The 15,515-nt window shown below is 49.5% G+C and carries 7 protein-coding genes; 1 reads left to right on the forward strand and 6 read right to left on the reverse strand.

All coding sequences use genetic code 11. The features are described 5' to 3' along the window. Positions 1-8 precede the first annotated feature (8 nt). From BN4_RS06200 to BN4_RS17080, 6 genes are all read right to left on the reverse strand, one after another. Positions 9-1,313, reverse strand: coding sequence for an efflux RND transporter periplasmic adaptor subunit (locus tag BN4_RS06200; RefSeq protein WP_015414524.1), 1,305 nt, complete (start codon positions 1,311-1,313; stop codon positions 9-11). Positions 1,314-1,353: 40 nt separating this feature from the next. Further along, positions 1,354-3,123: an ABC transporter ATP-binding protein gene (locus BN4_RS06205; RefSeq protein ID WP_051053233.1), complete on the reverse strand. Its 1,770-nt coding sequence runs from the start codon at positions 3,121-3,123 to the stop codon at positions 1,354-1,356. Next, a complete protein-coding gene (locus tag BN4_RS17075) occupies positions 3,123-5,024 on the reverse strand; it encodes an ABC transporter ATP-binding protein (protein WP_157871279.1) in 1,902 nt (633 codons plus the stop codon). Before BN4_RS17075 ends, BN4_RS06205 begins: the two co-directional genes overlap by 1 nt. Positions 5,025-5,094: 70 nt before the next feature. Continuing rightward, positions 5,095-7,272: a TonB-dependent receptor gene (locus BN4_RS06215; protein ID WP_162138611.1), complete on the reverse strand. Its 2,178-nt coding sequence runs from the start codon at positions 7,270-7,272 to the stop codon at positions 5,095-5,097. Between the two features lie 262 nt (positions 7,273-7,534). Beyond that, the gene (locus BN4_RS06220) at positions 7,535-8,083 is read right to left on the reverse strand and encodes a TetR/AcrR family transcriptional regulator (protein WP_015414528.1); all 549 of its coding nucleotides are present in this window, start codon (positions 8,081-8,083) and stop codon (positions 7,535-7,537) included. Between the two features lie 142 nt (positions 8,084-8,225). Continuing rightward, a complete protein-coding gene (locus tag BN4_RS17080; RefSeq protein ID WP_015414529.1) occupies positions 8,226-8,918 on the reverse strand; it encodes a 4'-phosphopantetheinyl transferase family protein in 693 nt (230 codons plus the stop codon). A gap of 281 nt (positions 8,919-9,199) precedes the next feature. Between BN4_RS17080 and BN4_RS06230 the strand changes: the two genes are divergently transcribed. After that, entirely contained in the window at positions 9,200-15,505 is a 6,306-nt protein-coding gene (locus BN4_RS06230; RefSeq protein ID WP_015414530.1) for a non-ribosomal peptide synthetase, read from the forward strand. The last annotated feature ends 10 nt before the right edge of the window (positions 15,506-15,515 follow it).

Genomic DNA, 15,515 nt, shown 5'->3' on the forward strand with positions numbered 1-15,515 from the left:
ATACTCTATCAGAGCACGGCATCCCAATCAGCTGGAAGGACATCCGGCAACTCCAAATGTGTGGCAATTTGCTGTCCCTCTTCCAGACCTGCGACCACTTCAGTAACGAACAAGCCATCAAGTCCAGTTGTGACTTGTACGGGGTACACCCCATCCCCCTCACAGACAAAAACAACATGCTTGTCACCAACCCATTTGAATGCCGCATTCGGCACACAAAGCACATGTTTTTTCTCAACGACTGACACGTAACATCGAGCTGTCATTTCCGGTCTGAGCAAATGAGCATCTTCCGGCGATACCCGTACGAGCGCTCTGTAATAGACAATATTATCCCGCAATTCGGGACCGGGGTGAATCAGAGCCACCTGTCCGGAAAACTCCTTTTCCGGATAGGACTCAACAGTGTATTTCACTGCAGCCCCTTGTTTGACAGACCCGATATCGTTTTCATCAATCAGGATCTGCAGCTCCAGCCTCTCTGTGTCTATGATGGTAATGAGATTCGCCACCTGCAATCCTGCCACTACAGTTTCCCCTTGCCGCGCAGTGATTTCACTCACCACACCAGACATGGGACTGACAAGGTGTGCGTATGAGAGACGCGTTGTGCATTGTTTCAGGGCCGCTTCCGCTTCAAGAACAGCATCTTCAAGAGAAGGTATCTCATACTGAAATTCACTTTCGAGTCGTTCTTTGGTACTGCGCCTCGCCACAACCGTCTGCTCTGCGACGCGAAGCGTGCGGATGGTGTCGTCCAGCTTTTCTTCGGCCACGTGTCCGCTTTGTGCCAGTTTCTTGTTTCGGGCATAGGTCTGCGCTGCATATTTTTTTTCAACTTCCGCTTCATGAAGGCTGGCCGCCGCTTCTTTTATCTGGAGAGGATACTTCATCTTCTGTTGCATGAGCTGCGTTTTCAATTTCTGGATTGTCGCCCTGTTCTGCTGGCAAATGAACTCCTGCTCGCGTCCGTCAAGTTCGGCAATAAGCTGTCCTTTGGTGACCGCATCACCCAATTTCACGTACAATTCGGAAATTACGCCCGTAAATCGAGTCCCGAGTTTGACAACAGCTCCTTCCTCAGGACGGACAACGCCTGTGGCCAGTATTTCCTTTTTGACATCACCATATTCAATATATGCGGTCTCCAGTACATTGACCCCTTCCACCTCTTTACCACTGACACGGGTAATGACGACAATGCCACCGACAAGAACGACAGGAATAATCCAGAGAAAACGCTTTCCTGCCATCGGACGAAGCTTTCCCAGGAACCGCTTGAAAAGTGAAACGACATGGGGCGTTTCAGACATATATTTTCTCCATTCCCAAAGTGTTATAACAACACATCAACTAGGCTGTTGCCGCTTGCGGAGCCTCTTCGTGCCCACTAACAATAGAACGGGCCGCTGTCTGTTGCTCCCACATGCGGGCATATCTGCCATCTGCGGCAACCAATGTATCGTGTGAGCCTCGTTCGAGTATGCTGCCACCTTCGACCACAAGAATCTGATCCGCAGCAACAACCGTTGCCAGACGATGTGCAATCAACAGCAGAGTCTTGCCTGACACCAGATTCTGAATTGCCTCCTGAATCATCCGCTCGTTGTCGAGATCAACCGAAGCTGTCGCCTCGTCCAGCACAATGATCGGAGAATCTTTGAGAATTGCACGGGCAATAGACAGACGCTGCCGCTGACCACCGGAGAGATTACACCCATTTTCCCCCACCAAAGTATCGTAGCCCTTCGGCATCATATCGATGAATTCACTGCATCGGGCGGCCCGGGCAGCAGCAGACACTTCTTCATCTGATGCAGAAGGTCTGGCAAACCGAATATTCTCTCTGATGCTGTCATCAAAAAGTGACACGCGCTGGAAAACCACACTGATCTGATTCCACATGTCTTTTTCTGTCATATTTCGAATATCAACCCCGCCAATGAGAATCGAACCGGAATCAACATCCCAGAAACGGCACAGCAGGCTGGCGATGGTCGATTTACCAGCGCCGGACATGCCCACGATGGCGGTCATGGATTTGGCTGGGACAACAAAACTCACATCTGACAAAGCAGTATCAGATTCATAGGCAAAGGATACATTTGTAAAGGAAACGGAACTCTCCGCGGGCATGGAGCCAGTCTTGACAGGTCGGGGGAGCAACGGCGCGTCGTCCACTTCTTTCAGCCGTCGAGCCGCAGCCGCCATTTGCTGCATAAACCCCAACAGATCCACGAGTTCATGAGTAGGTCCGTACACTCGTATGCACATGACAGCCGCAAAAACAAAATGTGCAAAATATAAATTCCCAGCCGCAGTCCCCGCGTTCAGGGGAAATCCGAATCCCACAAGCCCGGCATAACCAAGTTCGAGACATGTAAAATACAGGATAGCCGCTGTCCCGACGTACTTCACGAGCCCCAAGTTGACATCACGATGCCTGATTGCGGCATCAGTGTATAAAGCCGCCCGTTTTCCCTTGAGGCTGAATAATTTGATAACACTGATACCATGGCAAAATTCCACTGTTCTGGAAACGAGATCACTGGTTGCTGCAATGCGTTCCGGCATTCTTGCCGCCAAACGCCCATTGATCCAACGCATGAGCAAAACACCGGGCACAAGGCCGCTTGCTGCGAGCAAAGCAAGCCGCCAATCCACAAGAGCAATGCAGCAGACACCACCGACAACCTGTGCAAGCACACTGGCTGTCGCCGCTATCTTTTCCACAAAAACCGGCTCGACGCTGGATAAATCATGCAACAAAGCTCCACTGATTTCACCCAAATCCCTGCGGGAATACCATGACACCGGAAGCTGGCGCAGACGATCCGCATAGTGCAGGCGTAACCGTTCCAGAATCTTGAACCCGGTCATGTGCCCCACACTGATGGATGCAGAATGAACGCCGAAACGCACCAACACGATACCCAAAAGACTCACACCGCAAGCCAACGCACCCCAGCCGGCCGCAGTCTCAGGGAAAAGTACTGACAAGAGTGCATGGTACAAGACAACAACCGGTAAAAGCGAAAGAAAACCATCCACAGCGCGAAGCCCTGTCCCGATCATCATCCTCTTCAAAAACGGACCTGCGAGCATTTTGACTAATTGAACCATTATGCCACCTCCTGCGCGGGCTTCCATTCGGAATTGTGCTGCGATAATTGCCATAAATCCCTGTACATACCGCATCGATGCAACAAATCAGCATGCCTTCCGACATCGATGACATGCCCCTTGTCAAGCACGACAATCTGATCAACTCCCGCAATGGTTTCAAGACGATGAGCCACAACAATGGCAGTCCGACCATGCAGGCTACCGGAGAGCGCTTTATTCATTTCAGCTTCAGTAAAAGCATCAACAGCAGAGGTCGCTTCATCAAGCAGGAGAATCGGAGCATCCTTGAGCAACGTCCTTGCCAGGGCAATCCTCTGTCGTTCACCACCAGACAAATTCGCGCCAAGTTCTCCAGCGACGCTGTCATACCCCTGAGGTTGTGCGGCGATGAAGTCATGGCAACACGCCTGCCGGGCGAGTTGCTCGACTTGAGAGTCCTCGGCATCCAGCTTGCCCATACGAATGTTCTCACGAAGGCTTTCATTAAATAATATGTTTTCCTGGAACATGAAGCCTATCTGCCCCATGAGCTCAGGTTCTGACATACTGCGGATGTCTTTCTCACCAATTTGAATAGAGCCGGAGGAAACATCCCAGAAACGCGGGACGAGACGGAGCAAAGTACTTTTTCCCGAACCGGAAAATCCAACAAGCGCTGTCACCGTTCCATGGGGGACAGTAAAACTCACGTCATGAAGAACATTTCCATCCGTGCCGTAAGCAAATGACACGTTGGAAAAAACCATATCTCCACCGGCATTGAGTTTCGAACCGGTTTCGGTTGAACTACCAAAAGCATGACCAGTCAATTCCTGTGCTTGCGGGTCATTTCCTTCACCTGTCGCTGCAATGAGTTTCGCGGTATGGCCTTCACCTCTCTCAGGAACCGGCAGAGGGGCGGTATCCCACACCTGCTTCATACGTCGATAGCCCTCAAAAACACGGAGCAAAGCGTCATTTTGTTGCAACACCTTAAAAATGGGAGGGCTGAACTGCATGGAGAGAAGGACACAAAGGGTCAAACTTCCTGCCGAGAGAGAGCCTCTTCCATAAAGCCACAACCCAAGTGGCAGTGTGAATAATATGGGATTTTCAATAGCAATAATGAAACCGGCTCGGGGAAGCGCCCAACGCTTTGCCCAGGTTTCCACAACGTCCTGATACTCCCTCACGGCATCCATGAAATTGTTCAGCCCGGAGACAGTATGGGAAAACGCCTTGATCTCGTGGATATTACGTACAAACTCAATAATTCGACTATTCAGGTTTTCCTGCGCGCTATGATAGCGAGCGGTTTCCTGCATATAATCCTTTGAGGCAATGGACATGATCATGATGGCCAGCGGAACGACAACCACAGTCGCAAGTGCCATTCGATAGTCTACCCATACAAGTGCAGCCAGAACAAGAAAGGGCATGACCAATGCGGCAGAAAGATCCTCAAGATGATGAGCAATGAACCCTTCAAATTCCTCCACGTCATCAACGAGCATCTTTTTCAACTCACCGGTGGTGGAACTGGAAAAAAAACCGAGGGGAAGAGTCGCCAAGTGGTCTGCAAGGCCTGTTCTGATTTCATATAAGGTTTCATAGGCAACAGTATGGGCAAGTCCTCCGGCGACAGTCCGCAGCAGCAACCGTGACAGCAAGGCGCAAAGCACAATCCCACCCATGGTATATTGCGTGGCACTGTCAGAAAAAGCCATGGTTCCGGTAGAGAATCCATCGACGATAAACGCAATGACAAGACTGGGGGTCAGCCCCAGCAGAGCCGCAATCCCTGAGGCGACACAGGCAATAATGAGCCTTCGCTTATTGGCGTCTGAAAAACCAAGCCCACGGATCAGATCTCTCAATTGTCCCAAATAACTTTGACGCTCTTCCATAGTGTTAGCCAAACCTTTATCTGCAAAAAGTGCAGGATAAAAAAGGCCTTCGGAGCACCAATGAACTCCGAAAGCCTTTTGTTTAGAAGGAAACCTGAGCCATAATGCCCAAGGAACGAGGAGCGAGCATCGGTCCGACGCTTGTCTGCCCAGCCATCATCGAAGAGTTGTCGAAAGCAGTGGACATGACCTCTTCATTCAACAGGTTTTTCCCATACAAATAGACGCTATAGTTTTCTTTTTCATACCCGACTTTGGCACTCACCATATTCACGGGATCTTGCAGTGTCGTATTATCCAAATCGATATAGTAGGAATCGACGTAGGTATTTTCTGCTCGTATGAACAGCCCTTCAAGCACGCCACTCTGGACCGTATGCTGTACGCCGAGGTTGAATTTGACATCAGGAGAATAAGGAGTCTCAGCGCCACTGTAGGTTGCGGAGCTATCGCCCGCATCATCGACCTCCGCTTCCATAAGCGTCAATGCACTGAACACGTCCCACCCGTCGGTCACGCGGTATTTTGCTTCGACTTCAAGACCCTGACTATGAGATTCACCGGCATTGTCCACGACTGAACCAGCGGGAATCAGCTTGATGAGCTGCTGATCCTTCATAAGAATATAAAACAGAGCACAACTCAGATCGAGACGATGATCGAGAAGACTGGTTTTGGAGCCAATTTCATAACTCCATGAATACTCGGAATCGAAGTTCTCTTCTGCCAAGGGCACATTCGCGGTCATGAACCCGCCGGGTTTATACCCTCGTGTAACAGAGGCATAGACATTGATGTCCGGAGTAAAACGATACTCAACAACACCTTTGGGCAGAATTGCAGAGAACGCTTTTTTCCCTTCCGCATTGTACGTAGCATCAAGTCCAAACGCACTCAGGACTGCGGCGTTCCCTTCATTCAAGGCGTCCCCTTCCATATCCTTATAGACTTGATCGTAGCGGAGACCGCCAGTGACATAGATTTTGTCGGTCAGTCCATACGTGGCCTGACCAAAGACCGCTCCGTTATAGACCTTGACCGTTGTATCCTGGTTGCGGATAACATCACCAAGACCGGAAAAAGCGGGGTTTACAGTGACCAGGTAACTATTGGTAATGGAGTACACATCGCGGGTACGCTGCTTCTCATACGAACCATACACGCCGGAGACCCATTGCAAACGAGCATCCTTATCCAAGGTATGCAGTCGTAACTCCTGGGAGAACTGACTGTTGTTCAATCGAAAACGACTGCCCAGATAATCGTTCGACGTAAAATCCACATCACTGTTCTCTTCATAGGAATAATCCCGATGCCCGGTCACCGATGTCAGCCCAATGCTGTCACCATCATTTTCCATCGTAAGAACCTGTCCGAATGCTTCCGACTCCACTCCACCCAGATCATCCTGATCAGTATGCCACGGGTCATCAGCAAAATTCTGAGCAGTATTATAGATGCTGTAGTCACCATGTCTCCGATACCCGTTCAAATTCAAATTAACGGAAAAGTCATCGGAGGGTTGAAGTGCGAGCTGCCCGCGCAGGCTGAAGCTCTCAGACCCGGCACCATCCTCGTCACGGGTATCATTCTTGAAAAACCCATCTGAATGCTCATACCCACCGGCAATACGGACAGCCGCAGTCTCCGACAAAGGCGCATTCACCATGCCGCTCAATCGCTTCGTATTATAGGATTCATAAGCCGCTGAAAAATCAACTTCCTTTTCGAATACCGGTTTTTTGGAACGCATGACCATAGCACCAGCAAGGGTATTGGGTCCGTACAAAGTCCCCTGTGGGCCACGTAAAACTTCTACGTCTTCCATATCGAAGAACATTGGTTCATATCCACCGTTGATACTCACACCATCACGAAAAAGGCCTACCGGGCGACTGAAAAAGTCAGATCCTCCCGACACCAAGCCGCGAATGTTGATAATGGTATGAGCATCCGCTCCGCCAATACTGCGGGCAAACACCCCTGCCGTATACCGAGACAACTCATCCACATCTTCAAGCTGGGCATCTTCGATCTGCTGGCCATCGAAGTAGCTGATACTCACCGGGACCTCGACCAAACGTTGTTCGAGCTTCTGAGAAGTCACCACAACATCTGGTAATGTTACATTTTTCCTGTTCTGCGCGTCTTCCTCATCCTTTGACGCAGCTTCTACCACCTCGGTGTCGGAAACCGGATCAGCTGCAAAGCCCGCCCCCGGTAAGCCAAGCAACAGCACCGTTGCGAGGCAATAAGACACCACTCTCTCCTTGACAAAAAACCCCATGATAACTCCTTTCTCAACTCTCGACAGTGAAAGACGATTGACGACAACTCCAAGGCGAAAACCCACCTCTCTATTGAATGAAAATGAAATCCATTCTCAATAGAGCCATACAAAAATTGCTACGCAAGCCAGAACTCAGCTACCTGCGTAGCAATCAACACCACCGAATAGGTATACGGCAGCCCCGCATCCGACTCACGTCGTCAACTTGGACTCACCGCAGACGATTGAATCTTTATTCCGCAAACAAGGATTCAATCTGCGTACAGATCTCTTCAACCAGACCCGCGATGTTCAGATCTGGATTCATCACGAGCCGGAGCGGTATCCCGGAGACGGCAAGCATAAGCATTTCAATACGAGCATCTAATGTCTCCGCTGACCAATGAGGGCGATACTCGGCAGCTATGGTCATGAGCTGTGCCTTGACTGAAGCATCGTGCAAACGCATGGCTTTTGCCACCTCAGGATTCCTGCTCATCTCAGCCATAATCTCGAACATTATGGCAATCTTCTTGTCACCTGCTTTCAGTTGACACTGCACACGCGTTTGAGTCTGAAGTATTTCCACAACATCATCAGTTTCTTCAAAGAGCGTCTGCAACCCCTCCTGAAGGGCCTGTACCTGTGCTTCCACTAGCGCGCAGACAATCGCATCCTTGTTTTCAAAATACCCGTAGATATTTCCGATACTCATTTTCGCGGTCTTCGAAAGCAATGACATTCCGGCACCGCAAAACCCGTATGTCGCAAAACATTCTTCTGCGGCTTCAAGAAGTTGCATTTTCCGTGCTCTTGCCCGGTCTTCATCCCGGTGCATTTTTATTGACTGCAATCCGCCCCCTTTCCACTTTTTCGGTACGATTCATGTTTGACAGCACGATAGATAGAACGAGCGATCGTTCTATGTCAACACCAAACTTATATCATTTTTGTGAATCTTTATGAAACCAAGCAATTGCAGCAACATAAGGACCTTTCACTTGGACGTTTTGCACTTGAATTTTTCTGCCTCCATGAAAGACAGTTCCCATTTCATTTTGCACACACGGAATCTTTATACTGTCCATAGGCAGTGCAAGTCCTTGCCCTATTGCCTTATGAACAGCCTCATGCCGGACCCAGCATTGCAGAAAGGCCATATCTGCATCATTGGCCAAGCTTATGCTCAAATGCTCTTCGGCTGAGAACCATCTGCCACTTATCAATGCAGCCTCGGGGACAGGAGCAATCTTTTCGATATCCACGCCGAGTTCATGCTCCAAGCTGACGCCAAGCAATGCCCGATTCCCGGAATGGGAAAGGGTAAAATCGAGCTTGCTCTCCGACAGAAAGGGCTTCCCCCCATCCGAATAGACCAAAGGAACCTCACTTCTTTCACACCCAAGATACCCCGCCAGCACCCCCCTTAGCCACAGACGACATTGAATATATCGATTTCGTGAGAGAGGACACCCGAAAAGGTCAGCCTTTTCCTGTTCATCTAGGCTCAATCCGTCAAGCATGCTTTGACTGCTCCAACCAGCTTCAATGTCGTCCAACTGCCAGAGATGAATCTCACTTTCAGCAATGAAGAACTGACCGTCCCTTCTCCTTTCCAAATTCCAGACTCGCTCCACTTTTCATCTCCATAGACCAAATACAAATAAAACAATCAATCACCTTAAAAAGTTGCAAACAATGATAGCATATCCACTCTTCTCTCTCGATTCTTTTCACGCCCTACGTTCTCAAATATAAATAAAAGAATCTTGTTTTATAGTTTCCTATCCACTTTACGCATAGCGTTTCATAATCACTCTTCGACTCGGCTAGATTGATAATGAAAATCAAAATCAATTATCAATCTATGGCCTGTTGAGAATCGATTCATGTAAACAAGCTATAACAGAGGGATACAATGTACACGACGAACCCGGTCTCTAGTCATCAATTAGTGAATACCTTGACCACAGTACTCGAAGAAACCGCTATTCGGTTTCCAGACAAGGGCATAACATATGTCAATCCAAGCGGTTCTACCGAGGATTTCCAAAGTTACCCTCAGCTCCTCTTTGAAGGAAAAGCCACTGCACATGTTTTGTATAAAAAAGGCTTCAAACCCGGAGACCACCTCATCATCGCCGTAGATGATTCAAAAAGTTTCCTGAATATTTTCTGGGGGTGCCTTTATGGGGGAATTATACCAGCCCCTGTTTCGCATATCCGCACCCCCAACGCAGACTCCATGGAAATTCAAAAGATAGTGAACATCCAAGGAATACTTGATGCTCCTGTTATTGCAGAGAGCAGCAATATCGGCGCTTTCAGGGTGCTGGAGGCAGAGCTTGCAAAACGAAAAGGGGAACTGCTTGCATCAGAGACGCTTCTCAACGAAGCCGAACTCGCTGACATTACTATGGCCGACTTCTATACGCCCTCACCAAATGATATCGCGGTCCTCCAATTCTCTTCCGGTAGTATGGGAATGCCGAAAGGAGCCAAGCTTACCCACCGCAACCTCTTGGCAAACATCATCGCATTGCAGAATGTCGAACAGGTAACCGATGAAGACACGATGGTCTCATGGCTGCCATATTTTCACGATTTCGGTCTCTTCGGCTGCCACCTCATGCCTCTGCACGCCGGTATGAAGCAGGTCAAAATGAGCCCCTTCCAATTTGCGCAACGCCCTTTTCTCTGGATGCAGAAAATACACGAACACAAGGCAACAGCGACTTCCACCACCAATACAGGGGTGGAGCATCTGCTCTCATACATCAAATTGCGCAAGAAACGGCTTCCCGAGGTTGATCTCTCCTGCCTCAAGACCTTCACTGTCGGCGCGGAAATGATCTCAGCACAATCATGCATCGACCTTGAGGAAGCCCTCGGTCCAATGGGATTTCCCCGCAATATAATCATGCCCGGATACGGATTAACCGAAACCACTCTGGTTGCGACATGCCATCCAAACGGACTTCCCATTCAATCAAGCTTCATTGACAGAGAAGCAATGGCTTCACGCAACATCGCCCGATATGTGGAACAGACACATGCCAATGCTGCACAATTCACCAATGTTGGGCCAGCAGTCAGTTTCTGCCATATTCGTATAGTGGATAGCGAAGGAAAAGAACTCCCGGAAAAGCATATCGGGGAAGTGCAGATATCCGGCGAGAACGTTATTACCGAATATCATAATGCGCCGGAAGCCACTGCACAGTCCTTTCACGACGAATGGTTTGCAACCGGGGACCTCGGCTTTATGAACAAAGAGAAAGAACTTTTTATCGTTGGCCGGGGAAAGGAACTTATCATCGTCCGAGGACAAAATTACTACCCTGCGGACATTGAAAAAATCGCCCTCACTGGTTTGGAAGAGAACTTTCGCGTTGTTGTTGCCTGCGCCGCATACAATGACAAAACATCCCGCGAAGAAACAGTGCTGTTCTATATTCCTGCAAACAAAAAGGAAAATTTGGAAGAGACTGCACACGCCCTTATGCGGATCAATGAGAATGTCAGCACCCTCGCAGGATTCAGTATCGACCATTTCATTCCCATGAAGCAGGCGGAAATCCCCCGCACATCCAGCGGGAAAATAATGAGGAAATACCTCTCTGAACAATTTCGAGCCAATGCCTTTTCCGAAAAAGCGCTGGCTGTCAAAGAGGCACTGGCAAAGCTCGATGCTCCAGCCAATCCGGAAACACTGGACCATGAGACAGTGGTACGGGAGGCCTGGTCAGATGTCCTGGCTCTTGATGGTGACACAATCGATCAACACAAAAACCTGTTCAAACTTGGGGGAGATTCCATCCGTGCCATGCGAATTCAAGCTCGGCTGGAAGACACATATGGGGTCAAGATAGAGAGTAATTTCTGCTATCTGTTCTCAACCATTGCTGCACAGACAGCCTATTTCGAGACTCGGGACTTCAGCATCGAACCGCCACAAAACGAGCTTGAAGCCATTGTCCAGAAAATCGTGGCCAATCACCTCGGTGTCCCCAATGACACGGTTGGTGTGACGGAAAACCTTATCAAACGCATCGGGTCCATTTCCGATATGCTCGCCATTGTAGAAGAAATAAAACACTGCTTTGCGGAGGTGCCCTTTACTGACGCATTCCTACAGTGCTCCACACTTCGGGGCATGGCCGAATATTTATGGCCCCTCGTCTTTCCGGCTCCAGGTGAGCAGGAAGACGAATTCCTGCCGTTGATGCATTTCCAGGAGACTCTCTACTTTCACCACAAAGGATTTGTTCGCAACGAACCAAGCGGCCTCAGTTGCTACATTTATCTGAATGCCAATATGACAGGCCAATTGGATCTACCGACCTTCAATAAGGCGCTCAACTATGTCGTGAGCCGGCACCCCGTGTTGAGAACTGTCATAGACGAGGAACAGGCCAAACCTCGTATGCGAGTTCTCGCCGAAGTGCCTGAAATTGAGACAGGCTACATTGAACAAACCCACTTGTCGGAGAAAGACCGCGCTGAATACATCCGTTTGCGTGGTCTCGAACATAACGACTACCGCTTTGATGTGACCCAATGGCCCCTATTTTTCTGCGAAATCACCAAATTCGAAGAGGAGAAGCATGTCTTCATGATGAATATCGACCACCTGCTGGTGGACGGCTACAGCTATATGCAGGTTTTCGAGGAACTCTTCAATACTTACGACAGGATGCGCCGAGAGCAACCATGGGAGCTGGAGCCGCCACAAATGACCTTTGGCGACTATGTCCGCATCGAGGGACTGCGCCAACGCACCGCTGAATACCAACAAGCCATGAAATTCCAGCTGGAAGTCTTCAAAGACCTGCCGGACAAGGCGACCCTGCCTTTTCGCCGGAACCCGGCCATGCTGAAAAAAGTCGAATTCGACACTTTTTACCAGGAGATAGAGCCGGAAATAATCAACGAGCTCAATTCCATCGCAATGGAACACCAGATATCCCTCAATGCCATGCTGCTGGCTGCCTACTTCAAACTGATGAATATATGGTGCCATCAGGATGATCTCATCATCAACATGCCAGTGTTCAACCGTGAACAATACTTCGCCGGAGCCCGAAAGACTGTCGGCAGTTTCATCGACATATTTCCGGTCCGTCTGAAAACATCGTTTGAAGAGCCAATACTGGATATCGCCAAAAAAGCTGAGGCCTTTACCCGAAAGCTTCTGGAAGTTCCGGTATCCTCGATCGAACTCTCCCGACGCATTTTCGAACGGGAGGGACGCCGAGCGACCTCCATGAGTTCAATTATCTTCAGCAACTCCATCGGAATGTATGCCGGAGAAGTGAGCAAGATGGAAAGCCTCAAGCTGGATACTCCCGAATTCCGCACCGGCGCTCCAGGCACTTTCATCGATCTTGTCATATACGACTACCGTGCTCGAATGGATCAGGAAGATACCTATTATTTCAACTGGAACTATATCCGGGACAGCTTTGACATTCAATTCATCCAGATTATCTCGGAGCAATATGAAACTCTCCTCCAACAGGTTATCAGCAGTTCCAGAACACGAGATGAAGAAAGCCAGTTCACATGCGCGGACATCATTCCCGAACAGTACCGTTCCCTTATTGAGAACGTCAACCAAACCGCAGTCGAGATACCGGAGAAAACACTCCATGAATTGATCGGACAAACCATGGAAAAACATCCAGACAAGACTGCCATAACATCAAAAGAACAGACCATCAGCTATCAGCAGTTCAACACGCTTTCCGGCGATGTGGCCAGGACACTTGCACAGCATTCCATCGGCAAGGGTGATTTCGCGGCCCTGTATATGGGCAGAGACCAGACACTTCCCATGGCTCAGCTGGGGGCCATGCGAGCTGGGGCAGCTTATGTCCCTATAGACATTGATTATCCCATAGAACGTATTGCGTATGTATTGGCTGATTCCGGTGCCCGTGTCCTGCTGACACAATCACATCTCCTCGGGGCACTGCAAGAGCATCTCAAGACGGTTGAATTGATTCTTGTCATGAATGAGGATGTCGAACCACAGGATATCCCATCCTCTCTGCGCGAAAAGACCATCCTTCCCCACGAAGTCTTCACCGAAAAACAGGATATTGCTCTCCCGATATGTACACAGGATGACCTCGCTTACATGTTGTATACATCCGGCTCCACCGGCAATCCCAAAGGGGTGATGGTTACTCACCGAAATATTGTCAACTTTCTTCACTGGGTGCATCGTGAGATCGGCATTTCGCAAGAAGAACGCATGGCCTTATTGACGTCCTATGCTTTTGACATGACCCTCACAAGCAACTGGACCGCATTCCTCGCCGGTGCCACACTGCATATATTGTCGGAAGAAGACACCAAAGATGTGAAAACCCTCCTGCTTTTCCTGCAAGAAAAGGACATCACCTTCCTGAACGTTACTCCGTCCCACTTTTCTCTCATCGCCAATGCACGAGAATATATCTCGAATGACTCCATGCCCCTGTACCCAACCATGCGCGTGATGCTTGGGGGTGAAATAATCAATACCAAAGACCTGAATCTCTGGCTCTCACACTACCCGCAGCACAGATTCATCAATGAATATGGTCCCACGGAGACCACTGTGGCTTCCACATTCTTTCCCATTCCGGTGACAGATGAAAACACGATAGATTTGCACACTGTCCCTATCGGCAAACCGGTATACAATACGGAAGTTCACATTCTCGATGCCGACATGAATCCATGCATGGTCGGTGTTCCCGGTGAATTGTGCATCGGGGGAATGGGAGTCACCAATGGCTACCACCAAAAACTTGACAAGAATGAAACCGCTTTCGTGCCCAATCCGTTTGATGACGGGATCACCAAAATATACAGGACCGGTGATGTGGTGCGTATGCTGAGTGACGGCACCCTCCAGTATCTCGGGCGCAATGATCATCAGATAAACCTGCGCGGCTACCGGATTGAAGCAGGAGAAATTGAAGCTGCCATGCGTGCCCATGAATCCGTAACTGAAGTGGTCATAGTCCCCCGTGAGGATATTTCCGGGAGCCTTGTGCTCGTTGCATTCTACACCGGGCCACATGGTCAGGCAGAAACCCCTTCCTTGCGCGCCTTCCTGGCAAAAGGCCTCCCGGAATACATGATCCCATCCCACTTCGAACATCTCGAAAGGATGCCGTGCACCCCAAGCGGAAAACTCGATATAAAAGGACTTCCCGAAGTCACGATTACCGCTGAGCAGTTCAGTGATGGTTCAGAGACCCCCACAACAGACCTGGAACTTCAGATCGCAGCCATCTGGGAAGACGTACTCGGCATGAGCGGACTTGGATTGAACAACAATTTCTGGGATGTGGGCGGCGATTCGCTCAAGGCGATGCGGCTTATAATGCGCATGAAAAAAGAAGGGTACATTGATTTCGGCCTTCGCGAAGCCTTTCAGTACCAAACAATCGCCTCCATCGTAGAACACATAGAAAAACAACATGAAAAAAAACAGGCAGAATCCGATATACTGACTCTCTCCTCCCGACAGTTCCCACTGGCACAAGTCTTCTGCCTACCATATGCCTGCGGCAACCCGACCATGTATAGAGAACTGGCTGCCGAGCTCCCCACAGATTATACGATCCTGGCCGCAAACATGCCCGGACATGGCAAGGAAGGAGAACCGCTTGATTCGATTGAATCACTTGCAGCCATGTACACGAAACACCTCTCCGAAAGGGCTCAAGAAACACCTCTCTTTCTCGTTGGATACTCATTTGGGGGACACATAGCCTATGAAATAGCCCGTACGCTGGAAGCACACGGTACTCCGGCCAGCGGTGTTGTCATCATTTCAAGCCCCCCTCCGGGCGTCTTGGAAGGCTTGAACTCTCTCCTCAGCAGCTCTGACGAAGAATTGCTCCACCATTCAAAATCAATCTACAAGTATGACTTCAGCCAGATGATTGAAAGCGAAAGGGATCGATACCTCGCGACACTCCGGGTGGATACCAGCGCCATGGTCAATCACCCCTTTGCAGAGACACTGGCGACGCCTGTCCTGATCGTGACCGGAAAGAATGAAGAGGAACCGGCCATCCACAGCAAAGCCCGCGACTGGGAGAAGGCTTTTTCAAAAGCTCAGTACAGGGAACTCAATGGAACACACATGCTCATAAAAACTCATGTCAGCGAACTGGCAAAACATATCTCGAACTTTATTGACGAGTTGTCCATTACATAACGTTTTGAAA

This window comes from Pseudodesulfovibrio piezophilus C1TLV30, from assembly GCF_000341895.1.
GTDB classification, from domain to species: domain Bacteria; phylum Desulfobacterota; class Desulfovibrionia; order Desulfovibrionales; family Desulfovibrionaceae; genus Pseudodesulfovibrio; species Pseudodesulfovibrio piezophilus.